The following is a 26628-nucleotide window of genomic DNA, read 5'->3' as shown; positions in this document are numbered from 1 at the left end:
CGCCGGCTTTCGCCTGCCGGCCGGGCAGTTCCTTGCGGAAGTGCTGGACCTGGTGCCCAGGAAGGGACTCGAACCCCCACGTATTGCTACGCCAGAACCTAAATCTGGTGCGTCTACCAATTTCGCCACCTGGGCGGGCGGGGCGCATTCTAACACCGAGCAGGATTAACGCCCATGCCTGTCGATCATTACGAAAATTTCCCCGTCGCCTCGCTGCTCGTGCCGGCGCGCATGCGCCAGCCGATCGAGGTCATCTACCGTTTCGCGCGCAGTGCCGACGATATCGCCGATGAAGGCGACGCGACGCCGGCGCAGCGCCTGGCCGACCTCGCCGCCTACCAGGCCGAACTGGACCGGATCGCTGCCGGCGACACGCCGCAGACGCCGCTGTTCGTCGAACTGGCCCGGGTGATAGCGGCGCACGCGCTGCCGATCCAGCTGTTCCGCGACCTGCTCGATGCCTTCGCCCAGGATGTGGTCAAGAAGCGCTACGCCGATTACCCCGAACTGATCGATTACTGCCGGCGCTCGGCCAACCCGGTCGGCCGCCTGGTGCTGCACCTGTTCGGGCGCACCGAGTGCGAACACCTGGAACAATCCGACTGCATCTGCTCGGCGCTGCAACTGATCAACTTCTGGCAGGATGTTGCGGTCGACTGGCAAAAAGACCGGGTTTACCTGCCGCAAACGGATTTCCCGCACTTTCGCGTCAGCGAGGAAGACATCGCCCAGCAGCGTTGTTCGGCCAACTGGGCGGCGTTGATGGATTTCCAGATCGACCGCGCGCAGGCGCTGATGCTGCGCGGCGCGCCGCTGGTCCATGCCCTGCCCGGCCGCCTCGGCTGGGAAATCCGCCTGACCGTGCAGGGCGGCCTGCGCATCCTCGAGCGCATCCGCCAGGTCCGTGGCGATGTCTTCCGGCACCGGCCGACGCTGAAAAAGGCGGACTGGCTCGTGCTGCTCGCCCGTTCCTTTAGAATGTGAGCCCATGAGCCCAGACCAATACTGCCAGGAGAAGTGCGCCAAGAGCGGCTCCTCCTTCTACTACAGCTTCCTCTTCCTGCCGCCCGAGCGCCGGCAGGCGATCATGGCCCTTTACGCCTTCTGCCGCGAAGTCGACGACATCGTCGATGAATGCAGCGATATCTCGCTGGCGTCGACCAAGCTCGTCTGGTGGCGCATGGAAGTCGAGCGCATCGCCGAAAAGCAGGCCACGCATCCGGTCGGCCTGGCGCTACAGGCGGTCGCTCCGGGCATCAACCTGCCGAAGGAGCAGTTGCTGGAAATCATCGACGGCATGGAGATGGACCTGCAACAGTCGCGCTACCTCGACTTCAAGGGCCTGTCGCTGTACTGCTACCGCGTTGCCAGCGTCGTCGGCCTGCTCGCCGCCGAGATTTTCGGCACCGAGGACCGGCAGACGCAGAAGTACGCGCACGATCTCGGCATGGCCTTCCAGCTCACCAACATCATCCGCGACGTTGGCGAAGACGCGCGGCGCGGCCGCATCTACCTGCCGATGGACGAACTCAAGCAGTTCAACGTGCCCGCCGCCGACATCCTCAACGCCAAGTATTCGGACAACTTCACGGCGCTGATGCAGTTCCAGTACGAGCGCGCCGAGCGTTATTACGATCAGGCTTTTTCGCTGCTACCGGCGGTTGACCGCAAAAATCAGCGCCCGGGCCTGATCATGGCGGCGATCTACCGGACGCTGCTGGCCGAAATCCGCGACGAAAACTTCCAGGTCCTGCACCAGCGCATTTCGCTGCCGGCAACGCGCAAGCTGTGGCTGGCGACGAAGACCTGGATCAAGGGCTGAGGTGATACGCGTCGCGGTCATCGGCGCCGGCTGGGCCGGGCTGGCTGCGGCCGTCGAACTGACCGGGCACGGTGCTGCCGTGACGTTGTTCGAAGCCGGCCGTGTAGCAGGCGGCCGGGCGCGTTCGGTGGAAATCGACGGACGCAGGCTCGACAACGGCCAGCACATCCTGCTCGGCGCCTATCGCGAAACGCTGGCGCTGATGCGCAAGGTCGGCGCCGATCCTGAATTGCTGTTCGAGCGCCGGCCGCTGCAGGTCGTTGGCCCCGGCGGTTTCCGGCTGACCCTGCCGAAGTTGCCGGCACCGCTCAATGTCGCCTGGGGGCTACTTGGCGCTGCTGCGGTCGACCTGCCGGAAAAGCTGAAAACCGCGCTGTGGATGCAGGGTATCAAATGGCGCGGCTTTCGCCTGACGCGCGACGAGAGCGTCGCCGACTGGCTCGATGCCGCCGGCCAGACCGGCGTCCTGCGCCAACAATTGTGGGAACCGCTCTGCCTGGCCGCACTGAACACGCCAGCCGAACGCGCTTCGGCGCAACTGTTCGCCAATGTGCTGCGCGACAGCCTGGGCAGTTCGCGCCGCACCGACACCGATCTGCTGCTGCCACGCGTACCTTTCGGCGAACTGCTGCCGGAACCGGCCTGCCGCTGGCTGGCGGCGAATGGTGCAACGCTGCGCTTCGGCCAACGGGTACGCACCGTGGACGCCGGCTGCGTCGATGGCGAAGTCTTCGACGCCGTCATTGTCGCCGTCGCGCCGCAACATCTCGGCGCACTGCTGCCGGAAATCGCTGCCGATTTCGCTTACGAGCCGATCATCACGGTCTACCTGCAGGTTCCGGCAAAAACCGGGCTGCCCTTCCCTTTACTGCACCTCGGCGGCAACACCGGCGCCTGGGCGGTCGACCGTGGACACGGCCTGTTCGGCTGCGCGATCAGCGGCCACGGCGACTGGGAAGCGCTGTCCGACGACGCCCTGGCCGCCGCCATGGAAGCCGCGCTCGGCCTGGGCAAGGCGGACTGGCACAAGGTGGTGCGGGAGAAACGGGCAACTTTTTCCTGTCGACCGCAACAGCCACGGCCCGATCACCGCAGCGCCGATCCGCGTGTCTTCCTTGCCGGCGACCATACCTGGGCCGACTACCCGGCGACGCTCGAAGGCGCCGTCAGGAGCGGCCTGCGCGCCGCCCGCGCCGTCTATCCGGCCAGCCGGCCCGACTGAATCCGCAGCACGCGGCCACAGCGGGCGGCGATCGCCTCGTCGTGGGTGACCAGGATCAGCGTCGTGCCCTGCTTCGCGTTCAGGTCGAACATCATCTCGATCACCTGCGCACCGGTCGCCGCGTCGAGGTTGCCGGTCGGCTCGTCGGCCAGCACCAGCCGTGGTTCCGGCGCGAAGGCACGGGCCAGTGCAACGCGCTGCTGCTCGCCGCCGGACAGGTGTTTCGGATAATGCTTCAGGCGGTGACCAAGGCCGACGCGTTCCAGCCAGTCGCCGGCAATCCGGGCGGCTGCCTTGTTGCCGGCCAGTTCCAGCGGCAGCATGACGTTTTCCAGTGCGGTCAGCGACGGCAGCAACTGGAAGGACTGGAAGACGAAGCCGAGCAAGCGGCCGCGCTGCACGGCGCGCGCATCCTCGTCGAGCGTGGCCAGCGACAGGCCGTCAAGGCGGATTTCGCCGGCCGATGGAACGTCCAGCCCGGCCAGCAGTCCGAGCAAGGTGGATTTGCCCGAACCGGAAGCGCCAACGATGGCCACCGTCTCGCCGGGCATGACCGCGAAGGAAATATCCTGCAGAATCGTCAACGGCTCGCCGCCGTTATCGACGGTCTTGCCCAATCCCGTTACATCAACTACTGGTTTTTCTGCCATGCGGCTTGTCCTTGTGCTGTTTTCGCTGTGCTTCCTTGCCCCGTCGGCCGTCGCCGCCAAGACCATCCTGGTGCTCGGCGACTCGCTGTCCGCCGGTTACGGCATCCGTCCGGAACAGGCCTGGCCGTCGCTGCTGACGCAACGACTGGCCGAAAGACGCATCGATTATACCGTCGCCAACCTGTCGATCTCCGGCGAAACCACGGCCGGCGGGCGTTCCCGGCTGGCTGCCGCGCTCGCCACGCACCAGCCGGCGGTCGTCGTCCTCGCCCTCGGCGCCAATGACGGCCTGCGCGGCCTGAGCATCGAGCAGATGCGCGGCAACCTGGAAGCCATGATCAGCGCCGCGCAGAAAGCCGGGGCCCGGGTACTGGTGGCCGGCATGCGCCTGCCACCGAACTACGGACCGTATGCCGACCAGTTCGTTCAGAGCTTTGCCGATATTGCAAAAACAAAGAAGACCGCCCTGCTGCCCTTCCTGCTCGAACCGGTGGCGACCCGCCCCGAACTGTTCCAGGCCGACCGCCTGCACCCGACGGCGGAAGCCCAGCCGCTGCTGCTCGAACACGTCTGGCCGAAGCTGCAACCGCTGCTCAGATAGGCCGGATGGCGACGATGGCCTGGCGCATGCAGGGTTTCGGCATCTCGGCGTAGCCTTCGGCAAAGGCGATTTCATGCAGGCCGGCGGCAGCGGCAATTTCCCGCAGTTCCCCCGGGGCAAGCAGGAAATCGGGATTCGACGGCTTGCCGTAGGCCGCGTTGCCGAGCATGAAGGTTTCGTAAATCAGCACCCCACCCGGCGCCAGCATGGCCAGTGCATCAGGCAGACGCGGCCGCCACAGGTAGTTGGTGACGACGATGCCGGCAAAGTGCTGGCCAGCCAGCGGCCAGTCGTCGCCCTCGAGATCGAGGCAGGCGGTTTCGATGCCGGGCACACCGGCCAGCGTGGAAAGTGCCTCGCTATTGCGGTCGACCGCAAGAATGGCGAGATTCTGCCCGGCCAGCAGCCGGGCGTGGCGGCCGCTGCCGCAGGCCAGATCAAGCACGCGGCCGGATGCCGGCAGGTGTGAACAGTAATGTTCGACCCACGACGAAGGGCGTATGATTTCGGGCAATTCATTCACGGAGCGTGTCATGTCGGGAACAGTGATCGTCAGGGAGAACGGGCTGGGAAGATACCAGCAGGAAGTCATTGCCGGCCAGCACAGTTTGCTCGCCGACGAGCCGGTCGACATGGGTGGCAACGACGCCGGTCCGGCGCCTTTCGATTTCCTGATGGCCGGCCTCGGCGCCTGTACGTCGATGACGCTGCGCATGTACGCCGAACGCAAGGGCCTGGCGCTGCGCAATGTCAGGGTCGAACTGGCGCACGCCAAGGTCGAGATCGATGGCGTCGCCCGCGACTGCATCCGCCGCAACATCACGCTGGACGGTGACTTGACCCCGGAACAGCGGCAGCGCCTGCTGGAAATCGCCAACAAATGCCCGGTACACAGGGCGCTGTCGCAATCCTTCCAGCTCGATTGCGAACTTGCCGACTAAGTGAAATCCGCAAGTAATAACCCACCCTTCCACGTGGTATTGCCAGCACCGGTGTGAGAAAATATTGCACCGCACAATCAACGTAGAATAACAGCCTGAAAAGAGACGAATCATGTTGGAACAGCATTATCTGACTGCGCTTTTCGAACCGAAATCGGTTGCCGTGATCGGCGCCTCCGACCGTGAGAACTCGGTCGGCAACATCATCTTCAAGAACATCCTCGGTTCGGGCTACAAGGGGCGCCTCTACGCGATCAACCCGAAACACGAGACGATCCAGGGCCAGCCGGCCTACAAGTCGATCGAGGAAATCGGCGCCCGCGTCGAGATGGCCGTCATCGCCACCCGCCCGCAGACCGTGCCGCAGATCATCGAACAGTGCGGGCGCAGCGGCGTGCGCAACGTCATCGTCATCGCCTCGGGTTTTTCCGAAGCCGGCCACATCGGGGCGGCGCTCGAACGCAAGGTCATGGAGATTGCCCGTTCCTACAACGTGCGCGTCCTTGGCCCCAACTGTCTGGGCATCATCCGCCCGGAACTCGGCCTCAACGCCACCTTCACCAAGATCACCGCCGATCCGGGCAACCTCGCCCTGGTTTCCCAGTCCGGCGCCATGTGTTCGGCCGTGCTCGACTGGGCGAAGGCCAACCAGGTCGGTTTCTCGTCGGTGATCTCGCTGGGCATGACCGCCGACGTCGATTTCGGTGAAATCCTCGATTACCTGATCTACGACAGCCGCACCCACTACATCCTGATGTACGTGGAAGGCATCCGCAACGCCCGCCGTTTCATGAGCGCGCTGCGTTCCGCTGCCCGCATCAAGCCGATCATCCTGCTCAAGGCCGGTCGCCACGAAGCGGGTTCGCAGGCCGCCACGGCCCACTCCGGCATGGCCGCGATTTCGGATACCGTCTTCGACGCCGCCGTGCGCCGCGCCGGCGTCGTTCGCGTCAAGAACGTCGGCCAGCTGTTCTATGCAGCCAAGGCCCTGGCCTCCAAGTTCCGTCCGCAGGGAGATCGCCTGGCCATCATCACCAATGGTGGCGGCCCGGGTGCCATGGCTGCCGACCGTGCCGGCGACCTCGGCATCCCGCTGGCACAGCTGTCTACGGAAACCATGGGCAACCTGAACAAGGTGCTGCCGACCAACTGGTCACACAGCAATCCGGTCGACATCGGCGGCGACGCAACGCCGGAACGCTACCGCGACGCGCTGCTGTCGATCTCGCAGGACCCGAATGTAGACAGCACGCTGGTCATGCTGTCGCCGCAGGCCATGACCGATCCGCTTGGCGTCGCCCAGGCCATCATCTCGATTTCGGACAAGCTGAACCGGCGCATCATCTGCTGCTGGATGGGCGAAGCGCAGGTTGCCGAGGCCCGCAAGCTGCTCGAAGACAGCGGCATTCCGGCGTTCCGCATGCCGGAAACCGCGATCGAACTGTTCCATCACATTTCCAAGTACTACCGCAACCAGAAGCTGCTGCTGCAGACACCCGAACCGACGCGCCAGCACGGCCGGCCGGAAACCGAAGGCGCCAAGATGCTGATCGAGGCGCTGCTCGCCGAACGACGCAAGGTGCTCTCGGAAATGGAATCGAAGGCCATCCTGCGCGCCTTCAAGGTGCCGGTCGCCCAGACCATGGTCGCCCGCACCGCCACCGAAGCCCTGCTGCTGGCCGAACAGATCGGTTTCCCGGTGGCGATGAAGGTCGATTCGCCGGAACTGCCGCACAAGTCCGATGCCGGCGGCGTCCGCCTGAACATCCAGAATGCACCAGCGGTGCGCAACGCCTATCACGACATCATCGACACCGTGCAGAAGCGCCACCCGACGGCGAAGATCAACGGCGTCTCGATCGAACCCTTCCTGTCGCGTCCGCACGGCCGCGAAATCATGATCGGCGTCATCCGCGACCCGATCTTCGGGCCGGTCATCACCTTCGGCGCCGGTGGTTTCGACAACGAAATCTTCAGCGACCGTTCGGTCGCACTACCGCCGCTGAACAAGTTCCTGGCCAAGGACCTGATCGAATCGACGCGTACATCGAAGATCCTCGACCAGTTCCACAACATGCCGCCGGTCGACCGCGAAGCGATCAAGGAAGTACTGCTGTGCATCTCCGAAATGGTCTGCGAACTGCCGTGGATCATCGAGCTGGACATCAACCCGCTGATCGTAGATGAGCACGGCGCCATCGCCGCCGATGCCCGCATCGTCATCGACCACGCCGCCAACAGCTCCGGCGACCGCTATGCGCACATGGCGATCTACCCCTACCCGGTGCACCTGATCCAGGACTGGACGATGAATGACGGCAAGGTCGTCACCATCCGCCCGATCCGTCCGGAAGACGCCGACATGGAGCAGGAGTTCGTCAAGGCCATGTCCGACGAATCGCGCTACTACCGGTTCATGGACACGCTGCGCGAACTGACGCAGACGATGCTGGTCCGCTTTACACAGATCGACTATGACCGGGAAATGGCGCTGGTCGCCACGCTGCCTGATCCGGAATCCGGCAAGGAAAGCCAGATCGGCGTCGCCCGCTATGTCCTCAATCCGGACGGCGAATCGGTCGAATTCGCACTCGCCGTCGGTGACGACTGGCAAAAATGCGGCGTCGGCCGCAAGCTGATGACGGCACTGATCGACTGCGCCCGGATGAAGGGCTATCGCGCCGTCGTCGGCGACGTGCTGTCGACCAACAGCAAGATGTTCCGCCTGATGACCAGCCTCGGCTTCACCATCCACCCGCACCCGGACGACACCGCCGTCAAGCGTGTGGTCAAGCCGCTGACGGGCTGAGTTTCACCCGGGCACAAAAAAGCCGAGGTCGATGCCTCGGCTTTTTTACGTCCGGCGCGCTTTATTCGCCGAAGAAATTCACGTCGTAAGGGTACGGCTTCTGCGCCACCTTCGACTCGGCATTGCGCGACGTTGCATCGGTTTCCTGCTTTTTGTCCCACCACAAGGCGCGACCGGCCTTCTGGTCTTCAACCCACTCAGGGTTCTTGGCAAGCTGCTCGTTGATCCACTGCGTGTGATCGGATACGTATCCGCTATTGACGACACCCATTTGCAACATCCTCAGGCTGGTTCCAGACAAGCGCGAATTCTAGCATGGCAGCACAGGCCGGCAGGCGTAGTCCGGGCGGTGATATTTGTCATTTTCCCGAGGTCGACCGCAATAATTGCGCAACAATTTGATCAAGATCACTTGCCAAATATCAGTTCTTTCTTATAATCCGCCGCTGGCAAGCCTGCGATTGCGGGATGTTCCGGCTTGGGGAGGCTGGACTCCCGAGCATGAAACACTGGAGATCACATGAAACGTCATGTGCCCTTGTTCGCCGGCCTGTGCCTGTCGTTCTGCGCCTTCATCGCGCAGGCCGCCGACATTCCGGTTTCGCCCGCCCTCGCCGCAACGGCGAAGGTGCCATCCGGATCCACCACCGACCACAGCCAGCTGGAAGCCCTGAAGGGCCCGTTCAAGACCGGCCCGGAAGTCACCAAGGCCTGCCTCAGTTGCCATAACCTGGCCTCCCACCAGGTCATGAAGAGCATTCACTGGACCTGGGAAGCCACCAGCAAGACCACAGGCAAGACGCTCGGCAAGAAATGGGCGGCCAACAACTTCTGTGGCTCGCCGCTTTCCAACGAAGCACGATGCACCAGTTGTCACGCCGGCTACGGCTGGACCGACAAGAATTACGACTTCACGCAACAGGAAAATGTCGACTGCCTGGCCTGCCACGACACAACCGGCGGCTATCGCAAATTCAGCACCAATGCCGGCCATCCGCTGTACGAGGACCGTGAATTCGAGCCGATGGAAGGACCACCGGGCAAGAAACAGTTCAAGGCTCCCGACCTGACCAAGATCGCGCAACATGTCGGCAAGCCCGGTCGCAGCAACTGCGGCAACTGCCATTTCAATGGCGGCGGCGGTGATGCGGTCAAGCACGGCGACCTCGACACCTCGTTGAAGAATCCGTCGCGCGAACTCGACGTGCATATGGCCAAGGACGGCGCCAACATGGTCTGCTCCGACTGCCACACCTTCAACGCGCACCAGCCCTCGGGCAGCCGTTACGCGGTCAATCCCAAGGACCAGCACGGCTTCGACCTGCCCAAGGACGACCACAACCGTGCCACCTGCGAATCCTGTCACAGCCAGGCGCCGCACAAGCAGGCCAAGATCAACAACCACGCCAACAAGGTCGCCTGCCAGACCTGCCACATCCCGGAATTCGCCCGGGGCGGCGTCGCCACCAAGATGCTCTGGGACTGGTCCACCGCCGGCAAGATGGGGACCGACGGCAAGCCGCTGTTCATCAAGGACGACCACGGCCACCTGAAGTACTCGGCCGCCAAGGGCGACTTCGAATACGGTGAGAATGTCCGGCCCGAGTACAAGTGGTACAACGGCACCGTCGAACAGGTCTCGATCGTCGACAAGCTGGACAAGTACATCAGCGCCGATGGCGTCCTCGAACTGAACCGCATCCAGGGTTCGGCCAGCGACGAAAACGCCCGTATCTGGCCGTTTAAGGTCATGCGCGGCAAGCAGGCCTACGACCCGGTCAACAACACGCTGGTGGTCAACCACGTGTACGGTGACGACGATACGGCGTTCTGGAAAAACTACGACTACGCCAAGGCGATCCAGTCGGGCATGGAAACCGCCGGACTGCCCTACAGCGGCAAGTTCGATTTCATCGAGACGCGGATGAACTGGTTCACCACCCACATGGTGGCGCCCAAGGAAAAAGCCGTGCCCTGCGCCGAATGCCATACCCGTGGCGAAACCGGCCGGCTGGCGGCGATCACCGACATCTATCTGCCCGGTCGTGACCGCAATCCGTGGGTCGACCTGCTCGGTGGTCTGGCCATCGTCGGCGCCATCGGCGGCGGCCTGATCCACGGCCTGGTCCGCATCATCACCCGTCGCAAGGAGAATTCACAATGAGCGCCGAACGCATCTACATCTACAAGCGCTACGAGCGCTTCTGGCACTGGTCACAGGCGCTGCTGATCATCGGCATGATGATCACCGGTTTCGAGGTCCATGGCAGCTATGCGCTGATCGGTTTCCAGAAGGCGGTCCAGCTGCATACGCTGGCCGCCTGGACACTGCTGACGCTGTGGGCATTCACGATCTTCTGGCAATTCACCACCGGTGAATGGCGCCAGTACCTGCCGTCACTGAAGAACGTGCTGGCGATGGTCAATTATTACGTGATCGGGATTTTCCGCGATGCCCCGCACCCCTTCCGCAAGACCGTGGTACAGAAGCACAATCCGCTGCAACGCCTGGCCTACCTCGCGCTGCTCGCCTTCATCTCGCCGCTGATCTGGATATCCGGGCTGTTTTACCTGTTCTACGGCAACTGGCCGGCGCTTGGCATCGACCAGTACCTCAGCCTGGAATGGGTCGCCATCGCCCATACGGCCGGTGCCTTCATGATCACGGCCTTCTTCTTCATCCACGTCTACCTGACGACCACCGGCCACACGGTCTTCGCCCACATCAAGGCGATGATCACTGGCTGGGAAGAGGTCGACGAGCATCCGAAGAAGCACTGAGCCGGGCAAATTACTTGCGTGTTTAGGGCGGGGAGTTCCCCGCCCTTTTTTTGCCCAGACGAAACGCCGGAGCATGCCGGCGTGACGATTACAGCAGTTCGGCCGGAATGTTGCCGCCGTTTTCTGCCAGTTTCTGCAGGACCGTCTTGTGCAGCCACATGTTCATCCGGGCCGAATCACCCATGTTGTCGGCAGGACAGCCCAGTTCGGCCGCCAGTTCCTTGCGGGCAGCCAGGCTGCTGTCGAGACCGAGCAGCTTGAGCAGGTCGACGATCGAGACCTTCCAGTTGAGCTTTTCCGGATTGGCCTTGGCCAGCGCTTCCAGTTTGGCCACGACATCGACGACGGTGATCGCCACCGGCGCAGCGGCGACAGGTGCCTCGACGGCGACCGGTGCGGCGGCGACCTCGGCGACGACTTCCGGTTTGTCATCGCCAAAACCGAGTTTGGCCAGAATGTTGCTGAAGATTCCCATGGTCTTTCCTTTGCAAGCGATTGAAAAAGCGGCATCCGGATACGCTCCGGATGCACAGCCATGCTAAAGGCAAGCCTTGACGGAATGTGTGAATTTATATGAAGGCTGTTTTACAAATGCCTATTTCAGCGCCCCCTGCAGGCTCTGGGCATCGCAGGCGAACACCGCCTCACCCAGTTTTCCCGCACTGACCGGCAACAGCGTCACACAGTCCTTTTTCCGGGGAAAGGCAGCCAGATCGGCCTCCTCGCGGCCGAGCACGATCGGATAGGGCTTGTCGCGCAGCTTCGGCAGTGCAAACATCCGCGTGATCAGGCCCGGCATCTTGTGGATATCGGCCAGGTAGATCCGCTTCGTCTGCTGCAGCCAGTCTTTCGGCTGCGCATCCAGCCAGCCGGTGACCAGACCTGCCCCGCCATTGTCGGCAGCAAAGACGACCTGGCGCAGATCGGCAGGAACAACGGCAGGCTTGTCGTGCTGGTCCTTGAGCGTCAGCGCCGGCAGCGCATCGCCGGCACGCAGCGGGGTGGTCTGGGCCTGCGCGCTCAGCGAGCAGGCAACGAACAGCAAAGGCAGTAAGGTTTTGGCTTGCATGGCTACTCCTTGAAGGGGATGGTCAGGGTATATGATCAGCTGCGGATCAGGTGATCGAATGCGCTGAGCGAAGCCGTCGCGCCGGCGCCCATGGCGATGATGATCTGCTTGTACGGCACCGTCGTGCAGTCGCCGGCGGCGAATACGCCAGGCACCGAGGTGTGGCCCTTGGCGTCGATGACGATCTCGCCGAACTTCGACAGCTCGACCGTGCCCTTGAGCCAGTCGGTGTTCGGCAGCAGGCCGATCTGGACAAAGATGCCTTCGAGTTCGACGCGCTTTTCCTCACCACTGACGCGATCCTTGTACACCAGCCCGTTGACCTTCTGGCCGTCGCCGGTGACTTCCGTGGTTTGCGCCGACTTGATCACGGTGACGTTGGCCAGGCTGTAGAGCTTCTTCTGCAGCACGGCGTCGGCGCGCAGGGTGTCGGCGAATTCGAGCAGCGTCACGTGGCCGACGATGCCGGCCAGGTCGATCGCCGCTTCAACGCCGGAGTTGCCGCCGCCGATCACCGCCACGCGCTTGCCCTTGAACAGCGGGCCGTCGCAGTGCGGGCAGAAGCACACGCCCTTGGCCTTGTATTCCTTCTCGCCGGGCACGTTCATCTCGCGCCAGCGGGCGCCGGTAGCCAGAATCACCGACTTCGACTTCAGCGAAGCACCGTTTTCCAGCTGCACTTCAACCAGGCCGCCTTCCTCGGCCGCCGGGATCAGCTTGGCGGCGCGCTGCAGGTTCATCACGTCGACCTCGTAGGCCTTGACGTGCTGTTCCAGTGCGGCGACCAGCTTCGGTCCTTCGGTTTCCTTGACCGAGATGAAGTTCTCGATGCCCAGCGTATCCATCACCTGACCGCCGAAACGCTCGGCCAGCACGCCGGTGCGGATGCCCTTGCGCGCCGCGTAGATGGCAGCCGCGGCACCAGCCGGGCCACCGCCGACGACGAGCACGTCGAAGGCGGCCTTGGCAGCCAGTTCCTCGGCCGCACGGGCGGCGGCGCCGGTGTCGACCTTGGCCAGGATTTCCTCGATCAGCATGCGTCCGGCGCCGAATTCCTCACCGTTCAGGTAGGTCGTCGGTACGGCCATGATCTGCCGTTCATTGACCCGATCCTGGAACATCGCGCCATCGGTCATCGTGCTCGTCACGTTCGGGTTGAGCACGGCCATCAGGTTCAGCGCCTGCACGACGTCGGGACAGTTGTGGCAGGACAGTGAAATGAAGGTTTCGAAATTGAAATTGCCTTCGAGCCCCTTGATCTGATCGATCACCGCCTGCTCGACCTTGGGCGGATGGCCGCCGGTCTGCAGCAGTGCCAGCACCAGCGAGGTGAATTCGTGGCCCATCGGCAGGCCCGCGAAACGGATACGCGGCGCTTCGCCGGGGATGCCGATGGCGAAGGACGGGCACAGTTCGCTGCCATTGTCCTCGCGCAGGCTGACCTTGGTCGAGCAGTCGAGAATGTCGTTGAGCAGGGAACGCATTTCCTCGCCCTTGGCGCTGTCGTCCAGCGTCGCGACCAGTTCGATCGGGCGTTGCAGGCGTTCGAGATAGGCCTTGAGTTGGATCTTGATGGCGGCGTCGAGCATGATGTTCTCCCTGGCAATAAGTGAATTTGACGAATCAGGGAGCATGTTAGAAAGCCCGGATCGATTGATCCAATTGATTAAGCAAATTTCATCGATACGGAATTGCTATAACAAACCCGCCATCTTCAAGCGCCGGTACAAGGTGCGCTCAGACAGACCCAGTTGCTGCGCCAGGGCCTTGCGGCTGCCTTTGAAATTGCGGGCGAGCGTGGCGAAATCCGGGGGCGGCGGTTTTTGGGCAAATATTGCGGTCGACCGTGAAAATTCGACATTTTCGCTGGCCGGCAGATGTTCGCGCTGGATCTCGTCGCCATCGCAGAGCAGACAGGCGCGTTCAAGGAGGTTGCGCAGTTCGCGCACGTTGCCCGGATACGGGTAGCCGACCAGCCAGGCCTGCGCCGCTGCCGACAGCGTCAGCTTGCGTCCGCCGGCAACTCGGGCAAGCAGCGCCTCGGCCAGCAGCAGCACGTCGTCGCCGCGCTCGCGCAGTGGCGGCAGGAAGATCGGGAAGATGTTCAGCCGGTAGAACAGATCCTGGCGGAAGCTGCCGGTCTCGACCATCTCGGCCAGCGGCCGGTGCGTCGCCGAGATGATGCGGATCTCGGCCTTGCGCAGCTCCGGCGAACCGACCCGGCGGTAGGTGCCGGTTTCGAGCAGGCGCAGCAGCTTGACCTGGATCGACAGCGGAATGTCGCCGACCTCGTCGAGGAACAGCGTGCCGCCGGCTGCCGCCTCGACCAGCCCGGTCTTGCGCGCGGTGGCGCCGGTGAAGGCGCCGCGCTCATGGCCGAACAGTTCGCTCTCGAACAGCGTTTCCGGCAATCCCGAGCAGTCGACCGCAACAAAGGGCTGATCGGCGCGCTTGCTGATCCGGTGGATGGCGCCAGCGACCAGTTCCTTGCCGGTGCCCGATTCACCCTGCAGGAGCACGGCGGCGTCGGACGGCGCGACGCGGGCGACCATTTCCATCATCCGCACAAAGGCCGGCGAACGGCCGATCAGCCCCTGCGCGTGAGCCTGGCTGCGGGCCCCGGGCAGCGGTTCGAGCTTCTCGATGTAATAGACGATCTCGCCACTGGCATCGCGGATCGGCGACAGTTCGATGTTCTCGAAGCTCTCGCCACGCGGCGTGTGGTGCAGGTGCAGCACGCGCTCGCGCTGGCCGGAGCGCAGGCTGCGCTGCAGCGGGCAGAACTCGCCGGCCTGGTCGCAGGGCACATCGTAGCGGTGCGAGACCTCGTAGCACTTGCGCCCGACGACATCCTGCTGATCCAGCCAGTTGGCGCGGTAAGCGTCGTTGGCGGCAATGATCCGGTAGTTGCGGTCGCACAGGATGTGCGGCTCGGGTAGGGTCTGCAGGAAGGAAACCAGTTCGCTGAGTTGGGGGCTGTCTGCCACGTTGTTGTCTGCCATTTTACTGCCACCTTCTGCCATCAATCACTGCCACACGCTGCCACAGATGGCAGAAAAAAGCCAGAAATCGACCTGCGACGTAATGTCGCAGGATTTGAAATCAATGCCTTGGCGCAACTTTTCGCCCCCGGCGATGCTGGCACGGCTCTTGATAAGTAAACGCTGTTATTCAACCACAGGAGCCTGCCATGGACCGACGCGACCGCCGACTCAGACGCGAACTGATCCTTCTCGTCATCGCCAAGCTGATCGTCCTGACGGCGATCTGGTGGCTGTTCATCCGCGACGCGCGGGTCGCTGTCGACGACACGACCGCCGCCCGCCATTTCACCACCGCCCAGCAAGGAGAAACCGATGCTCAGTGAAGAGCTCGTCGACCTGTCCCGTCTGCAGTTCGCGATCACCGCGATGTACCACTTCCTGTTCGTGCCGCTGACCATCGGCATGACCTGGATCCTCGTCATCATGGAATCCGCGTATGTCATGACCGGCAAGACCATCTACAAGGACATGACCCGCTTCTGGGGCAAGCTGTTCGGCATCAATTTCGCGCTCGGCGTGACCACCGGCATCACCATGGAGTTCCAGTTCGGCACTAACTGGGCCTACTACTCGCACTACGTCGGTGACATCTTCGGCGCGCCGCTGGCGATCGAGGGGCTGATGGCCTTCTTCCTGGAATCGACCTTCATCGGCCTGTTCTTCTTCGGCTGGGACCGCCTGTCGCGCAAGCAGCATCTGCTCGTCACCATCCTCATGGCCGTCGGCACCAACCTGTCGGCGCTGTGGATCCTGATCGCCAACGGCTGGATGCAGAACCCGGTCGGCGCCGAGTTCAGCTACGTGACCATGCGCATGGAAATGGTCGATTTCTGGGCCGTGCTGTTCAACCCGGACGCCCAGGCCAAGTTCGTCCATACCGTGTCGGCCGGCTACGTTACCGGCGCCATGTTCGTGCTGTCGATCTCGGCCTTCTACTTGCTGCGCGGCCGCAATGTCGACTTCGCCCGCAAGAGCTTCCGCATCGCTGCCGCCTTCGGCTTCGCATCGATCTGCTCGGTCATCGTGCTCGGCGATGAATCCGGCTACACCGTCGGCGAAGCCCAGCAGACCAAGCTTGCCGCGATGGAGGCGATGTGGGAAACCGAACCGGCACCGGCCGGCTTCAACATCATCGCCATCCCCAACGAAGCCGAGATGAAGAACGACTTCGCCATCGAAATCCCGTGGGTCATGGGCATCATCGGCACCCGTTCGCTCGACAAGCAGATTCCCGGCATCAAGGAAATCCGCGAGAAGAACCGCGAACGCATCCTGTCCGGCCAGATCGCCGTCGGCGCCCTGGAAAAGCTGCGCAAGAACCCGGCAGACGCCGAGACCAAGGCACTGTTCGAACAGCACGTTGCCGACCTCGGCTTCGGTCTGCTGCTGAAGAAGTACGTCGTCGATGTCGGCACCGCGACGCCGGAAATCATTGAAAAAGCCGTCGCCGACACCATCCCGCGCGTCGCTCCGCTGTTCTGGACCTTCCGCCTGATGGTCGCCTTCGGCTTCCTGATGCTGGCCTTGTTCGGCGCCGCGCTGTGGTACTCGGTCAAGGGCAATTTCGCCGAGAAGCGCTGGCTACTGCACAGCGCACTGTGGATGCTGCCGATCCCGTGGATTTCCTGCGAACTCGGCTGGTTCGTCGCCGAATACGGCCGTCAGCCCTGGACCATCTACGGCGTGCTGCCGACCCACATGTCGGTATCGACGCTGTCGGTCGGCAACCTGTACGGCTCGCTGGCCGGCTTCATCGGCTTCTACACGCTGCTGCTGGTGGTCGAGATGTACCTGATGGTGCGCTTCGCCAAACAGGGACCGGGCAGCCTCGGCACCGGCCGCTACGACAACGAAACCGCACACGCTCACGCCTGAGGAAAGCATCATGATCTTCGATTACCCAACGCTGAAACTCATCTGGTGGCTGCTGGTCGGCGTCCTGCTGGTCGGCTTCGCCATCATGGACGGCCACGACATGGGCGTCGGCACGCTGCTGCCCTTCGTCGGCAAGGACGACGTCGAGCGCCGCGTCGTCATCAACACCGTCGGCCCGCACTGGGACGGCAACCAGGTCTGGTTCATCACTGGCGGCGGCGCCATCTTCGCTGCCTGGCCACTGGTTTACGCAACCGCTTTCTCCGGCTTCTACTGGGCGATGCTGGCCGTGCTCTGGGCGCTGTTCTTCCGCCCGGTCGGCTTCGACTACCGGAGCAAGATCGCCAACCCGACCTGGCGCAACACCTGGGACTGGGGCCTGTTCGTCGGCGGCGCCGTGCCACCGCTGATCTTCGGCGTCGCCTTCGGCAACCTGTTTCAGGGCGTGCCCTTCAGCTTCGCCGACAACCTGATGTCGACCTACACCGGCAGCTTCTGGGCCCTGCTCAATCCCTTCGCCCTGCTCTGCGGCGTCGTGTCGACGGCGATGATCACCTTCCACGGCGCGGTGTACCTGATGCACCGCACCGAGGGTGCCATCCAGCGCCGCACCCAGGTTGCCATGCTGGCTTTCGGCAGCCTTCTGCTGGCGACCTTCTCGGTGGCCGGCATCTGGCTGTGGCAGGGCATTGACGGTTTTGCCATCGTTTCTGCGGTCGACCCCGCTGCGCTGCCCAATCCGCTGGACAAGGAAGTCATCCGCCAACCGGGCGCCTGGCTTGCCAATTACGGCAAGTATCCGCTGACCATGGCGCTGCCGGCGCTGGCTTATGCCGGCACGGCGGCGGCCATGCTGCTGGCAGTCAATGGCGCGACGCTGGCCGCCTTCGTCGCCTCGTCGCTGGCCATCGTCGGGGTGATCGGCACCGCCGGTGTCTCGCTGTTCCCGTTCATCATGCCGTCGTCGACCGACCTGCGCGCCAGCCTCACCGTCTGGGACAGCGTTTCCAGCCACCTGACGTTGAACATCATGCTCTGGGCGACGCTGATCTTCATGCCGATCATCATTGCCTACACCGGCTGGGCCTACAAGGTGATGGCCGGCAAGGTCACCGCTGCCTACATCCGTGAAAACGACCATGCCGCTTATTAAAGGAGATGCACATGTCCGAATGCCTTTGCTCGGGTGAATCCTTCACCGTCTGTGACAGCCCGGCCCGCCGCCAGTGGATGATGGCCACTGTCGGCGCCGGCGGCGCGCTGGCACTGACCGCCATCGTGCCCTTCGTCAGCAGCCTGATGCCGTCCGATCGCGCGCTCGCCGCCGGCGCGCCGGTCGAAGTCGATATCGGCAATCTGGCCCCGGGCGACATGATCGTCGTCGAATGGCGCGGCAAGCCGGTGTGGATACTCAACCGCACGCCGGAAATGCTCGCTGCGCTGAAAAAGGCCGAGCCAATGCTGGCCGATCCCGGCTCGGCCGTCGCTTCGCAGCAGCCGGCCTACGCCGCCAACGAAACGCGCTCGCGGGTGCCGGAAATGCTGGTCGCCGTCGGCATCTGCACCCATCTCGGCTGCTCGCCGTCGAACGTGTTCACGCCCGGTGATCCAGCGCTCGGCGCTGACTGGCCGGGCGGCTTCTTCTGCCCGTGCCACGGCTCGACCTTCGACTTCGCCGGCCGCGTGTTCAAGAACAAGCCGGCCCCGACCAACCTGGAAATCCCGCCGCACCAGTATCTGACGGATACCCGCCTGATCATCGGCAGCGACGAATTCGACAAGACCTGAAAGGAAAACATCATGTGGTATTTCGCCTGGGTACTCGGCATCGGCTTCGCCGTGCTGCTCGCCATCCTCAACACGCTGTGGGGCGACTTCGAGGAAGAACGCAATGGGCGCTGACGCCCTGCCCGAGCCGGCGGCAGGACCCGGCCTGGCCTGGCTGCCACTGACCATCGCCCTGCTGATCCTGGTGGTGATGACCGTCCTCCCCGGCATCGCCACCGATGCCGCCGGCCACGCCGACCACACGGCGGCGATGCTGCTGTTCTGGTCGATGAGCGCCGGCTTCGTCCGCGGCGTCGGCTTCGTTCCGCTGCACTGGCTGCCGCGCTGGCTGCTCTCCGCCACCGCCTGTGTCGCCGCCCTCACCCTGGCCGTCATCCGTCTGGACAGCATCGGCCACTCATTCCTTCCTATTTGAGGCACATCATGCAAATCGCCATCACCAGCCAGAATCGCAAGACGATCACCGAACACGCGGGCAAGTGCCGCAAGTTCTGGCTTTACGACATCGACGCCGACCGCATTGCCGGCAAGCGCCTGGTCGAACTGCCAATTGAACAGAGCTTCCATGCCAGCCACGCCGGCCTGCCCGACGCACTGGCCGGGATCAACGTGCTTATCACCGGCGGCATGGGCAGCAATCTGTTCCGCCGTTTGATCGACCTCGGCGTGCAACTCCTGCTCGCCTGCGAAGAAGACCCCGACCGCGCCATTGCCGATTTTCTCGCCGGCTGCCTGCTGACGCGCAGTCTCGTTTTCGCCTGCGACGACGAACACCACTCCCACTGAGCCAAGGACCCAGCCATGAAACAGAGCCTGTTCAACGACAAATACCCGGTTTTCGTCGCCGAGATCGGCAAAAACGAAACCAGCTTCCAGTCCGTCCCGGCGCTGGTCGATTACTACAAGGCCAAGATCGCCGAAAACCCGAAGGTGCATTTCATCGCCGTCTTCGACCACCTTGCGCACACGACGAAAATCGGCGGCGAGATCATGCCGGGCCTCGTCGCCGCCGTCGATATCGTCTTCTGCTTCGGCTTCGCCATTCCGAATCCGCAGGTCCTCGCCGTCCGCCCGCGCTCGATCGGCATCGCCGACCTCGGCGAAAAATTCGTCATCAGCTTCATGGAAGCCCCGATGCAGCCCGCCAACCAGGCCATGGAAGCCTGGACGCTGGCACTGAGAAACGTCTAGGCAAATCCACCTCCGCCTTCACGCCTTGGCCCGGTTTCGTACCGGGCATTTTTTTGCCGATCTTGCGGTCGACCGCAAGATTTTCGCAATTTCCACTGAGCGACTCACGCAGCGCCGAAAACCATAGCCAGTCCCTATCGAGAAAATCTGCTTAATCAATTAGCTAATCCATAGCTAACTATCTACCATCAGTTTGTCGTCACTATCAACGCGGCATAAACAGGAGAGAAAAATGACTATGGATGGAAATCACAAGGCATCTGGCGGGCAATGCCCGGTAATGCACGGCGGCGCCACGTCGGCAAGCACGGCGAGCATGGATTGGTGGCCCAAGGCCCTGAACCTCGACATCCTGCATCAGCACGACAGCAAGACCAACCCGATGGGTGCCGGTTTCAACTACCGGGAAGAACTGAAGAAACTCGACGTCGCCGCACTGAAGAACGACGTCAAGGCGCTGATGACCGACAGCCAGCCCTGGTGGCCGGCCGACTGGGGCCACTACGGCGGCCTGATGATCCGCATGGCCTGGCACTCGGCCGGCACCTATCGCATTGCCGACGGTCGTGGCGGTGGCGGCAAGGGCAACCAGCGCTTCGCACCGCTGAACTCCTGGCCCGACAACGTGAACCTCGACAAGGCCCGCCGCCTGCTGTGGCCGATCAAGAAAAAATACGGTAACAAGATCAGCTGGGCCGACCTGATGATTCTCGCCGGCAACATGGCTTACGAATCGATGGGTCTGAAGACCTTCGGATTCGCCTTTGGCCGCGAAGACATCTGGCATCCGGAAAAGGACATTTACTGGGGTTCGGAAAAGGAATGGCTGGCCCCGACCGGCGCCGCCGGCAGCCGCTACTCCGGCGAACGCGATCTGGAAAACCCGCTGGCCGCCGTGATGATGGGCCTGATCTACGTCAACCCGGAAGGCGTCGACGGCAAGCCAGATCCGCTCAAGACCGCCCACGACATGCGTGTCACCTTCGCCCGCATGGCCATGAACGACGAAGAAACCGTCGCCCTGACGGCCGGCGGACATACTGTCGGCAAGGCGCACGGCAATGGCAGCGCGGCCAATCTCGGCCCGGCGCCCGAGGCCGCCGAACTGGCTGAACAAGGCATGGGCTGGAACAATCACAGCAGCCGTGGCATCGGCCGCGACACCGTGACCAGCGGCATCGAAGGCGCCTGGACGACACATCCGACGCAGTGGGACAACGGCTATTTCGACCTGCTGCTTGGTTACGACTGGTGGCTGACCAAATCCCCGGCCGGTGCCCACCAGTGGGAGCCGATCAACATCCGCGAAGAAGACATGCCGGTCGACGTCGAAGATCCCTCGATCCGCTGCAAGCCGATGATGACCGACGCCGACATGGCCCTGAAGTTCGACCCCGAGTACCGCAAGATCTCCGAGCGCTTCCATCAGGACCCAGCCTACTTCTCGGAAGTCTTCGCCCGTGCCTGGTTCAAGCTGACCCATCGCGACATGGGACCGAAAGCCCGTTATATCGGCCCGGATGTGCCGCAGGAAGACCTGATCTGGCAGGACCCGGTGCCGGCAGGCAATGCGGATTACGACGTCGCAGCCGTCAAGGCGAAGATCGCTGCCTGCGGCCTGAGCATCAGCGACATGGTGGCGACCGCCTGGGACAGCGCCCGGACCTTCCGCAACTCCGACAAGCGCGGCGGTGCCAACGGTGCACGCATCCGCCTGGCCCCGCAAAAGGACTGGGAAGGCAATGAGCCAGCCCGCCTGGCCAAGGTACTGGCCGTCCTCGAAGGGATTGCGGCACAGACCGGCGCCAGCATCGCCGACGTCATCGTGCTCGCTGGCAATGTCGGTGTCGAACAGGCCGCCAAGGCCGCCGGTTTCGATGTAGTCGTGCCCTTCGCGCCCGGACGTGGCGAAGCCACGCAGGAGATGACCGATGTCGAATCCTTCGCAGTGCTCGAACCCGTCGCCGACGGTTTCCGTAACTGGCTGAAGAAGGATTACGTCGTCAGCGCCGAGGAATTGCTGCTCGACCGCAGCCAGTTGCTGGGGCTGACCGCACACGAAATGACCGCGCTCGTCGGCGGCATGCGGGTGCTCGGCACCAACCACGGTGGCAACCGGCACGGCGTGTTCACCAATCGCGTCGGCACCCTGAGCAACGACTTCTTCGTCAACCTGACGGACATGGCCTACACGTGGAAACCGGTCGGGCGCAATCTGTACGAAATCTGCGACCGAAGCACCGGTGTGGCCCAATGGACCGCTACCCGGGTCGATCTGGTCTTTGGTTCGAACTCGGTGCTGCGCGCCTACGCCGAGGTCTATGCCCAGGATGACAACCAGGAGAAATTCGTCCGTGACTTCGTCGCCGCCTGGGCGAAGGTCATGAACGCCGACCGCTTCGACCTGGCCTGATTCAACCGGCCAAAGAAAATCCCCGTCCCGGAAACAATTTCCGGGGCGGGGATTTTTTCATCCGGATCAGCCGACCTTCTTGCCGAACAGGCGATCCGTCAGCTTCACATACCAGGCCGCCGACTGCACCTGGATGATGTAGGCCAGCGTGATCACCAGCGCGGCATCCGAGCCGGCCGCACCGAAAGCGTTCATCGCCAGCGCCAGCGCGATCGACAGGTTGCGCATCACCGTGCCATAGACCAGCGCAATGGCGTCACCGCGTGGCAGCAAGGCTTTGGCGACAACACTGCTGAGCAGGTAGTTGATCCCGTACAGCGCCAGCAGCGGCCAGGCCAGGTGCAGCAGTTCTTCCGGCCGGGCCAGCAGTTGTTCGGCCTTGAGCGCCATGGCGACAAAGACGATGCCGAGCACGCCGAGCGTCGAGAACGGCGGGAAACGCGGCGCCCATTCGCTCTGGAAAGCTTTCTGGCCGTATTTCTTCAACAACCGGGACTGCGTCAGATGGCCGGCAAGCATCGGCAGGAAAACGATGAAGACGATCTGCAGGAAGACCGCCCACAGATCAACCGGTACCGTCGCCCCCATCAGCCACTGGACGTAGAACGGCGTCGCCAGCGAACCGAGGATCAGGCCGAGCACCGTCATCTTGACCGCCGCCCCGAGGTTACCGCCGGCAAAACCGGTCCACGAGATGGTCATGCCCGAGGTCGGCAGCAGCGCCGCCAGCAGCAGGCCGATGGCGTAGTACGGCTGATCAGGGAAGAAGAAGCGGCCGAGCGCGAAGGCGACAAAGGGAATGATCGCGAAGTTGATCACCTGCGCCAGCACCTGTGCCTTGCCGTCGCCGCCTTCGAGCACCTTGGCCAGTTTCAGGCTGACCATCATCGGATAGACCATCAGGAAGGTCAGCGGCACGATCAGCGACTTCATCCAGGCGCTCGGCGCCAGCAGGCCGGCCAGGAAACCGAGCAGCATGGTCACCGGAATGGCCAGGATCAGATTTTTCGACAACAGGGAGAGCAGGCTGAGCATGGCCGGTCCACATAGCAATATAAGAGTTCAATTATAAACCGGGCGAATACATTCCGGAACCCTGGCAGCAGCCGACAAAAAAGTACTGTACATAACAACAGCCATGCACTAATCTACAGACACTGTTCGTTTATCCAGTACATCACGCAAGGAGAATCACATGAAGCAACTGCAAAAATGGTTCGACCTCATCGCCGGCATTTCCGAGGAAGAACAAAAGCGTCTGGCCATGGCCCATGCCATCTTCGGCGACCGTGGTCCCGACCTCTCCGCATTGGCCAAACCAGCCTGCTGGCGTCGTCCCTGTCACGTCCAGTTGCGTCGCGGCTGAGCGGCAGGAGCGATACGCTTTCCCCACTGCCGTTGAGGCAGTTGTCGCCGGCTGCGGCATAATGGCGCCTTGGCAGAACAAAAGCGCCGACAGCGGCCATCACACTCCGGGGAAAAGCACTCATGAAGCGTATCGACATCGACGAAGCCATACGCCTGCACAACAAATGGCGTCGCCAGTTTCTCAATGCATTTGCCGGTGGCAGCTATGCCGACATGCCGCTCTCGGAGCATCGCAGCTGCACCCTTGGCGCTACCTTTGCCGCTTGCCGGTGCACCGCCGGAACACCGGAAATCCCGGCCAGCCTGCATGCCCTGCATGACCGTTTTCATGATCTGGCCAACGAGGTCGTCGAGTTGAGCCAGAACGGTCTTGGCGACTCGGCCGACCTGTTGCTGCCGGAACTCAACGAAGTCGAGCACCAGTTGGTGGCAGCCCTCGACGAATTGCGCGAGCAACTGCCCGCCTGATCGGCGTCGTTCCCGGCTAAACCAGGGCGGTGCGCCAGAGCGCCAGACCGATCCACAGCAGGAAGAGCAGGACGAAGCACAGTACGCCCGCCAGCACTGGCCGTTCGCGCCCTGGCAGCAGGCTGCCGGCCAGCCGGCGCGGGGCCCTGGTGATCAGCGCGAACAGGCGATAGATCGGATTGCTGTCGCGACGATTGCCGGCGAACACAGCCATCAGCGCCAGTCCGATCAGACTGAGGCCGAGCATTTCGACAATGGCGCGCAACGCGCTGATCAGGAAAAGCAGCACGCCGCCCTACTCTTCCGTTTCGTATTCAGTATCGAGCGCCTGCATGCGCCGGCTGTAGTGAACGATGATCCCGAGATAGCACAGCAGAATCCCCTGAGCAGCGAAATAAAAGCCGAAGGGGAAACCGAAGAACGAAAACTCGTTCAATTCGCGGGCAAACCAGCTGACGCCGAAAGTCAGGATGACCCAGACGACCAGCAACCACGCGGTCAGCCAGCGCGTCTTGCGCCAATAGGGAGAAATTCCGCTCATGGCCCCTCCACCTGATTACCAGGTCGCCGGATGCGTTCAAGAAACGCCGCGGCCTGCGGTGACGGCCGGGTCAGCAGGCTGACGGCAATATTGGTGGCAAACCCTGCGGCAATGCCGAACACGCCAGCCGATGTCGACTGCAGGTGGAACCAGGGATCGAGCCGGCCACCGTCGAAACCCAGCCAGGAATAACCGCCGAATTCGAGGCGCAGGATGTAGTACAGCGTCAGCAGCAGACCGACCAACATGCCGGCAATGGCCCCGGCGCGGGTTGCCCGCACCCAGAAAATCCCCAGCACCAATGCCGGAAAAAAGGCCGAACCGGCGATCGAGAAAGCCCAGGCGACCATCGACAGGATGGTGCCGGGTTTTTGTGCGGCCACCGTCGCGGCAAAGACTGCAACAACCAGCAACAGCGACTTGGCGATGACCAGCCGGAACTGGGTGGACGACTGCGGCCGGAAGACCCGGTAATAAACATCGTGCGACAGCGCGCTGGTGATCGTCAGCAACAGGCCATCGGCAGTCGACAGGGCCGCCGCCAGCGCACCGGCGGCAACCAGGCCGGAAACCACGTAGGGCATGCCGGCGATTTCCGGCGTGGCGAGCACAATGACGTCCGGATTCAGTGCCAGTTCGGCAAACTGCAGGATACCGTCGCCATTGATGTCCTCGATCGACACCAGGCCGACCTTGGTCCACGCCGCGACCCAGCCGGGCAACTTGGCAATCGGGATGCCGGCCAGATTGGAGAGCACTTCAAACTTGGCGAAAACCGCGTAGGCCGGTGCGGTGACGTACAGGATGGTGATGAACAGCAGCGACCAGAATACCGACTGGCGAGCCTGCGCGACCGTCGGTGTCGTGTAGTAGCGCATCAGCACATGCGGCAGCGCGGCGGTGCCGATGGTCAGGCAGAAGATCAGCGCCAGGAAATTGATCCGCTGTGCATCGCGTTCCTCGACGCTACTCCCGGGAAAGGGTTCGGCGTGATGAATTGGCGGTTTGCTGCGGTCGACCGCAAGAAACATCTCTTTTTCCCAGCGCTCGCGGGCCTGTTCCGGATCCTGCGGTAACTCGCGCCGCTGCCGCTCCAGCGCGACGATTTCGCGCATCTGGACATCACTGGATTTCAATTCGTTGATCTGGATCGACAGCCGTTCGCGTTCCTGCGTCAGCGAATGCGGCAACTGCATGATCTTCTGCGCATACAGATCGGCCCGTTCGCGGTAAAGCTCGCGCACCTCGAGCTCGCTCGGCGCATCGAACAACTGGTGTTCGAGCTTGGTCACCTGCTCCAGCACCTGGCCGTAAACCATCTGTGGCACCGGAACGCCGGTAACGTTGTACGACAGGATGGCAACCGGCGTGATGTAGGCGACGATCAGGATCAGGTATTGCGCAACCTGCGTCCATGTCACCGCCCGCATGCCGCCGAGGAAGGAACAGACGAGGATGCCGGCGAGACCGACGAAAACACCGACCTCGAACTGCAGGCTGACGAAGCGGCTGGTGATGACGCCGACGCCGTAGATCTGCGCCACGACATAGACGAAGGACGCCAGGATCGCCGCGAACACGGCAATCAGCCGGATCGTGTTGCCGCCGTAGCGGGCGCAGAGAAAGTCGGGAATCGTGTACTGGCCGAAGCGGCGCAGGTAGGGCGCGAGCAGCAAGGCCACCAGCACGAAGCCGCCGGTCCAGCCGATGACGTAGGCCAGCCCCTGGAAACCCTGCAGATAAAGCGTCCCGGCCAGGCCCATGAAGGACGCCGCGCTCATCCAGTCGGCGCCGGTCGCCATGCCGTTGAAGAAGGCCGGAATCCGCCGCCCCGCCACGTAGTACTCGGAAACGTCGGTGGTCCGGCTGAAGACGCCAATGGTGGCGTACATCGTCACGGTGAATACCAGGAAGGCGTAGCCAACCCAGCGCGGCGGCATGCCGTTGCGTTCCAGCAACGCCAGGAGAAGGACGAACAGCGCGAATACCCCTGTGTAATAGAGGTAGTAGCGCTGCAGCCGGGTCAGCGAGGAGAGCATCCGGGC

At 62.9% G+C, this 26628-nt stretch carries 30 protein-coding genes and 1 tRNA gene; 19 read left to right on the top strand and 12 right to left on the bottom strand.

The features are described from left to right. Positions 1–50: 50 nt before the first annotated feature. Positions 51–135: transfer RNA gene (locus BJN45_RS06375), tRNA-Leu, on the bottom strand. 39 nt (positions 136–174) lie between these two features. On the opposite strand from BJN45_RS06375, the gene hpnC reads away from it, so the two are divergent. The 3 genes from hpnC to hpnE are packed head-to-tail and all read left to right on the top strand — an operon-like array spanning position 175 to position 3044. Beyond that, a complete protein-coding gene (gene hpnC / locus BJN45_RS06370) occupies positions 175–984 on the top strand; it encodes a squalene synthase HpnC (protein ID WP_076093199.1) in 810 nt (269 codons plus the stop codon). Positions 985–988: 4 nt separating this feature from the next. Continuing rightward, positions 989–1822, top strand: a complete 834-nt coding sequence (gene hpnD / locus BJN45_RS06365) for a presqualene diphosphate synthase HpnD (protein WP_076093197.1) — start codon at positions 989–991, stop codon at positions 1820–1822. 1 nt (position 1823) lies between these two features. Next, on the top strand, positions 1824–3044 hold the full coding sequence (gene hpnE, locus BJN45_RS06360) for a hydroxysqualene dehydroxylase HpnE (RefSeq protein ID WP_205750552.1): 1221 nt from the start codon (positions 1824–1826) through the stop codon (positions 3042–3044). Here the strand turns inward: hpnE and BJN45_RS06355 are convergent. Beyond that, positions 3020–3694 carry an ABC transporter ATP-binding protein gene (locus tag BJN45_RS06355; RefSeq protein WP_076093196.1) on the bottom strand — a complete coding sequence of 225 codons (675 nt, stop codon included), beginning with the start codon at positions 3692–3694 and terminating at the stop codon, positions 3020–3022. The genes hpnE and BJN45_RS06355 overlap by 25 nt on opposite strands. Here BJN45_RS06355 and BJN45_RS06350 point away from each other — a divergent pair. Next, on the top strand, positions 3693–4295 hold the full coding sequence (locus tag BJN45_RS06350; RefSeq protein ID WP_076093194.1) for an arylesterase: 603 nt from the start codon (positions 3693–3695) through the stop codon (positions 4293–4295). The two genes, BJN45_RS06355 and BJN45_RS06350, sit on opposite strands and share 2 nt — an antisense overlap. Here BJN45_RS06350 and BJN45_RS06345 read toward each other — a convergent pair. Then, positions 4288–4818 (bottom strand): class I SAM-dependent methyltransferase, encoded by a 531-nt coding sequence (locus BJN45_RS06345; RefSeq protein WP_240494508.1) that lies wholly within the window; start codon positions 4816–4818, stop codon positions 4288–4290. The genes BJN45_RS06350 and BJN45_RS06345 overlap by 8 nt on opposite strands. A gap of 10 nt (positions 4819–4828) precedes the next feature. Here BJN45_RS06345 and BJN45_RS06340 point away from each other — a divergent pair, with 10 nt between their 5' ends. Then, positions 4829–5236, top strand: a complete 408-nt coding sequence (locus tag BJN45_RS06340) for an OsmC family protein (protein ID WP_076093190.1) — start codon at positions 4829–4831, stop codon at positions 5234–5236. 112 nt (positions 5237–5348) lie between these two features. After that, on the top strand, positions 5349–8045 hold the full coding sequence (locus BJN45_RS06335) for a bifunctional acetate--CoA ligase family protein/GNAT family N-acetyltransferase (RefSeq protein ID WP_076093188.1): 2697 nt from the start codon (positions 5349–5351) through the stop codon (positions 8043–8045). A 61-nt stretch (positions 8046–8106) separates the two neighbouring features. On the opposite strand, the gene BJN45_RS06330 is transcribed toward BJN45_RS06335, so the two are convergent. Beyond that, positions 8107–8316, bottom strand: coding sequence for a DUF3460 family protein (locus BJN45_RS06330; RefSeq protein WP_076093186.1), 210 nt, complete (start codon positions 8314–8316; stop codon positions 8107–8109). A gap of 249 nt (positions 8317–8565) precedes the next feature. On the opposite strand from BJN45_RS06330, the gene BJN45_RS06325 reads away from it, so the two are divergent. Both BJN45_RS06325 and BJN45_RS06320 read left to right on the top strand, forming a co-directional pair. Further along, positions 8566–10209 (top strand): tetrathionate reductase family octaheme c-type cytochrome, encoded by a 1644-nt coding sequence (locus BJN45_RS06325; protein WP_076093184.1) that lies wholly within the window; start codon positions 8566–8568, stop codon positions 10207–10209. After that, positions 10206–10826, top strand: coding sequence for a cytochrome b/b6 domain-containing protein (locus BJN45_RS06320; protein ID WP_076093182.1), 621 nt, complete (start codon positions 10206–10208; stop codon positions 10824–10826). Before BJN45_RS06325 ends, BJN45_RS06320 begins: the two co-directional genes overlap by 4 nt. Positions 10827–10914: 88 nt before the next feature. Here the strand turns inward: BJN45_RS06320 and BJN45_RS06315 are convergent, their stop codons facing one another. From BJN45_RS06315 to BJN45_RS06300, 4 genes are all read right to left on the bottom strand, one after another. Further along, entirely contained in the window at positions 10915–11301 is a 387-nt protein-coding gene (locus BJN45_RS06315) for a DUF3597 domain-containing protein (protein WP_076093180.1), read from the bottom strand. A 120-nt stretch (positions 11302–11421) separates the two neighbouring features. Further along, positions 11422–11895 (bottom strand): hypothetical protein, encoded by a 474-nt coding sequence (locus tag BJN45_RS06310; protein ID WP_076093178.1) that lies wholly within the window; start codon positions 11893–11895, stop codon positions 11422–11424. Between the two features lie 35 nt (positions 11896–11930). Continuing rightward, positions 11931–13484, bottom strand: a complete 1554-nt coding sequence (ahpF, locus tag BJN45_RS06305) for an alkyl hydroperoxide reductase subunit F (RefSeq protein WP_076093176.1) — start codon at positions 13482–13484, stop codon at positions 11931–11933. Positions 13485–13589: 105 nt separating this feature from the next. Continuing rightward, positions 13590–14897 (bottom strand): sigma-54 interaction domain-containing protein, encoded by a 1308-nt coding sequence (locus BJN45_RS06300; protein ID WP_076094159.1) that lies wholly within the window; start codon positions 14895–14897, stop codon positions 13590–13592. A 188-nt stretch (positions 14898–15085) separates the two neighbouring features. Here BJN45_RS06300 and cydP point away from each other — a divergent pair, with 188 nt between their 5' ends. The 9 genes from cydP (at position 15086) to katG (ending at position 22206) form a co-directional block, all read left to right on the top strand. Beyond that, positions 15086–15262 (top strand): cytochrome oxidase putative small subunit CydP, encoded by a 177-nt coding sequence (gene cydP, locus BJN45_RS17770; protein WP_170873040.1) that lies wholly within the window; start codon positions 15086–15088, stop codon positions 15260–15262. Further along, on the top strand, positions 15252–16814 hold the full coding sequence (locus BJN45_RS06295) for a cytochrome ubiquinol oxidase subunit I (protein ID WP_076093174.1): 1563 nt from the start codon (positions 15252–15254) through the stop codon (positions 16812–16814). The genes cydP and BJN45_RS06295 overlap by 11 nt, the downstream gene beginning before the upstream one ends. A 10-nt stretch (positions 16815–16824) precedes the next feature. Beyond that, positions 16825–17967 carry a cytochrome d ubiquinol oxidase subunit II gene (gene cydB / locus BJN45_RS06290; RefSeq protein WP_076093172.1) on the top strand — a complete coding sequence of 381 codons (1143 nt, stop codon included), beginning with the start codon at positions 16825–16827 and terminating at the stop codon, positions 17965–17967. Positions 17968–17978: 11 nt separating this feature from the next. Further along, complete coding sequence (petA, locus tag BJN45_RS06285; protein ID WP_076094157.1) at positions 17979–18602, top strand: ubiquinol-cytochrome c reductase iron-sulfur subunit; 624 nt, start codon at positions 17979–17981, stop codon at positions 18600–18602. Between the two features lie 12 nt (positions 18603–18614). Next, positions 18615–18716 carry a cytochrome bd-I oxidase subunit CydX gene (cydX, locus tag BJN45_RS06280; RefSeq protein ID WP_028995413.1) on the top strand — a complete coding sequence of 34 codons (102 nt, stop codon included), beginning with the start codon at positions 18615–18617 and terminating at the stop codon, positions 18714–18716. After that, positions 18706–19017, top strand: a complete 312-nt coding sequence (locus BJN45_RS06275) for a cyd operon YbgE family protein (RefSeq protein ID WP_076093170.1) — start codon at positions 18706–18708, stop codon at positions 19015–19017. The genes cydX and BJN45_RS06275 overlap by 11 nt, the downstream gene beginning before the upstream one ends. An 8-nt stretch (positions 19018–19025) precedes the next feature. Then, positions 19026–19388 carry a NifB/NifX family molybdenum-iron cluster-binding protein gene (locus BJN45_RS06270; RefSeq protein WP_076093168.1) on the top strand — a complete coding sequence of 121 codons (363 nt, stop codon included), beginning with the start codon at positions 19026–19028 and terminating at the stop codon, positions 19386–19388. A 15-nt stretch (positions 19389–19403) separates the two neighbouring features. Next, positions 19404–19793 carry a DUF6858 family protein gene (locus tag BJN45_RS06265; RefSeq protein WP_076093166.1) on the top strand — a complete coding sequence of 130 codons (390 nt, stop codon included), beginning with the start codon at positions 19404–19406 and terminating at the stop codon, positions 19791–19793. Positions 19794–20031: 238 nt separating this feature from the next. Beyond that, a complete protein-coding gene (gene katG / locus BJN45_RS06260) occupies positions 20032–22206 on the top strand; it encodes a catalase/peroxidase HPI (protein WP_076093164.1) in 2175 nt (724 codons plus the stop codon). Between the two features lie 66 nt (positions 22207–22272). Here katG and BJN45_RS06255 read toward each other — a convergent pair whose 3' ends face one another. Further along, complete coding sequence (locus BJN45_RS06255) at positions 22273–23241, bottom strand: arsenic resistance protein (protein ID WP_076093162.1); 969 nt, start codon at positions 23239–23241, stop codon at positions 22273–22275. A 160-nt stretch (positions 23242–23401) separates the two neighbouring features. Between BJN45_RS06255 and BJN45_RS17765 the strand changes: the two genes are divergently transcribed. Both BJN45_RS17765 and BJN45_RS06250 read left to right on the top strand, forming a co-directional pair. Next, a complete protein-coding gene (locus BJN45_RS17765; protein WP_170873039.1) occupies positions 23402–23572 on the top strand; it encodes a hypothetical protein in 171 nt (56 codons plus the stop codon). 122 nt (positions 23573–23694) lie between these two features. Further along, positions 23695–24042, top strand: a complete 348-nt coding sequence (locus tag BJN45_RS06250; RefSeq protein ID WP_076093160.1) for a CZB domain-containing protein — start codon at positions 23695–23697, stop codon at positions 24040–24042. A gap of 16 nt (positions 24043–24058) precedes the next feature. Here the strand turns inward: BJN45_RS06250 and BJN45_RS06245 are convergent, their stop codons facing one another. The 3 genes from BJN45_RS06245 to BJN45_RS06235 are packed head-to-tail and all read right to left on the bottom strand — an operon-like array spanning position 24059 to position 26622. Then, positions 24059–24331 carry a hypothetical protein gene (locus tag BJN45_RS06245; RefSeq protein ID WP_139326307.1) on the bottom strand — a complete coding sequence of 91 codons (273 nt, stop codon included), beginning with the start codon at positions 24329–24331 and terminating at the stop codon, positions 24059–24061. A gap of 6 nt (positions 24332–24337) precedes the next feature. Further along, entirely contained in the window at positions 24338–24583 is a 246-nt protein-coding gene (locus tag BJN45_RS06240) for a DUF4212 domain-containing protein (RefSeq protein ID WP_076093159.1), read from the bottom strand. Continuing rightward, positions 24580–26622 (bottom strand): sodium:solute symporter family protein, encoded by a 2043-nt coding sequence (locus BJN45_RS06235; protein ID WP_076093157.1) that lies wholly within the window; start codon positions 26620–26622, stop codon positions 24580–24582. The genes BJN45_RS06240 and BJN45_RS06235 overlap by 4 nt, the downstream gene beginning before the upstream one ends. Positions 26623–26628: the final 6 nt, after the last annotated feature.

Origin of the sequence: Azonexus hydrophilus, from assembly GCF_001956855.1 — a bacterium.
In the GTDB taxonomy this organism is placed as follows: Bacteria; Pseudomonadota; Gammaproteobacteria; order Burkholderiales; family Rhodocyclaceae; genus Azonexus; species Azonexus hydrophilus_A.
This window is presented reverse-complemented; position numbering and strand designations above follow the sequence as displayed.

Coding starts and splice junctions, on each gene's coding strand:
- BJN45_RS06355 (WP_076093196.1), bottom strand. CDS start 3,694: ATGGCAGAAAAACCAGTAGTTGATGTAACGGGATTGGGCAAGACCGTC.
- BJN45_RS17765 (WP_170873039.1), top strand. CDS start 23,402: ATGAAGCAACTGCAAAAATGGTTCGACCTCATCGCCGGCATTTCCGAG.
- BJN45_RS06320 (WP_076093182.1), top strand. CDS start 10,206: ATGAGCGCCGAACGCATCTACATCTACAAGCGCTACGAGCGCTTCTGG.
- BJN45_RS06300 (WP_076094159.1), bottom strand. CDS start 14,897: ATGGCAGACAACAACGTGGCAGACAGCCCCCAACTCAGCGAACTGGTT.
- BJN45_RS06335 (WP_076093188.1), top strand. CDS start 5,349: ATGTTGGAACAGCATTATCTGACTGCGCTTTTCGAACCGAAATCGGTT.
- petA (WP_076094157.1), top strand. CDS start 17,979: ATGTCCGAATGCCTTTGCTCGGGTGAATCCTTCACCGTCTGTGACAGC.
- cydP (WP_170873040.1), top strand. CDS start 15,086: ATGGACCGACGCGACCGCCGACTCAGACGCGAACTGATCCTTCTCGTC.
- BJN45_RS06315 (WP_076093180.1), bottom strand. CDS start 11,301: ATGGGAATCTTCAGCAACATTCTGGCCAAACTCGGTTTTGGCGATGAC.
- BJN45_RS06275 (WP_076093170.1), top strand. CDS start 18,706: ATGGGCGCTGACGCCCTGCCCGAGCCGGCGGCAGGACCCGGCCTGGCC.
- cydB (WP_076093172.1), top strand. CDS start 16,825: ATGATCTTCGATTACCCAACGCTGAAACTCATCTGGTGGCTGCTGGTC.
- ahpF (WP_076093176.1), bottom strand. CDS start 13,484: ATGCTCGACGCCGCCATCAAGATCCAACTCAAGGCCTATCTCGAACGC.
- hpnD (WP_076093197.1), top strand. CDS start 989: ATGAGCCCAGACCAATACTGCCAGGAGAAGTGCGCCAAGAGCGGCTCC.
- hpnC (WP_076093199.1), top strand. CDS start 175: ATGCCTGTCGATCATTACGAAAATTTCCCCGTCGCCTCGCTGCTCGTG.
- BJN45_RS06330 (WP_076093186.1), bottom strand. CDS start 8,316: ATGGGTGTCGTCAATAGCGGATACGTATCCGATCACACGCAGTGGATC.
- BJN45_RS06310 (WP_076093178.1), bottom strand. CDS start 11,895: ATGCAAGCCAAAACCTTACTGCCTTTGCTGTTCGTTGCCTGCTCGCTG.
- BJN45_RS06325 (WP_076093184.1), top strand. CDS start 8,566: ATGAAACGTCATGTGCCCTTGTTCGCCGGCCTGTGCCTGTCGTTCTGC.
- BJN45_RS06250 (WP_076093160.1), top strand. CDS start 23,695: ATGAAGCGTATCGACATCGACGAAGCCATACGCCTGCACAACAAATGG.
- BJN45_RS06340 (WP_076093190.1), top strand. CDS start 4,829: ATGTCGGGAACAGTGATCGTCAGGGAGAACGGGCTGGGAAGATACCAG.
- BJN45_RS06240 (WP_076093159.1), bottom strand. CDS start 24,583: ATGAGCGGAATTTCTCCCTATTGGCGCAAGACGCGCTGGCTGACCGCG.
- cydX (WP_028995413.1), top strand. CDS start 18,615: ATGTGGTATTTCGCCTGGGTACTCGGCATCGGCTTCGCCGTGCTGCTC.
- BJN45_RS06270 (WP_076093168.1), top strand. CDS start 19,026: ATGCAAATCGCCATCACCAGCCAGAATCGCAAGACGATCACCGAACAC.
- BJN45_RS06255 (WP_076093162.1), bottom strand. CDS start 23,241: ATGCTCAGCCTGCTCTCCCTGTTGTCGAAAAATCTGATCCTGGCCATT.
- BJN45_RS06350 (WP_076093194.1), top strand. CDS start 3,693: ATGCGGCTTGTCCTTGTGCTGTTTTCGCTGTGCTTCCTTGCCCCGTCG.
- BJN45_RS06265 (WP_076093166.1), top strand. CDS start 19,404: ATGAAACAGAGCCTGTTCAACGACAAATACCCGGTTTTCGTCGCCGAG.
- BJN45_RS06235 (WP_076093157.1), bottom strand. CDS start 26,622: ATGCTCTCCTCGCTGACCCGGCTGCAGCGCTACTACCTCTATTACACA.
- BJN45_RS06295 (WP_076093174.1), top strand. CDS start 15,252: ATGCTCAGTGAAGAGCTCGTCGACCTGTCCCGTCTGCAGTTCGCGATC.
- katG (WP_076093164.1), top strand. CDS start 20,032: ATGGATGGAAATCACAAGGCATCTGGCGGGCAATGCCCGGTAATGCAC.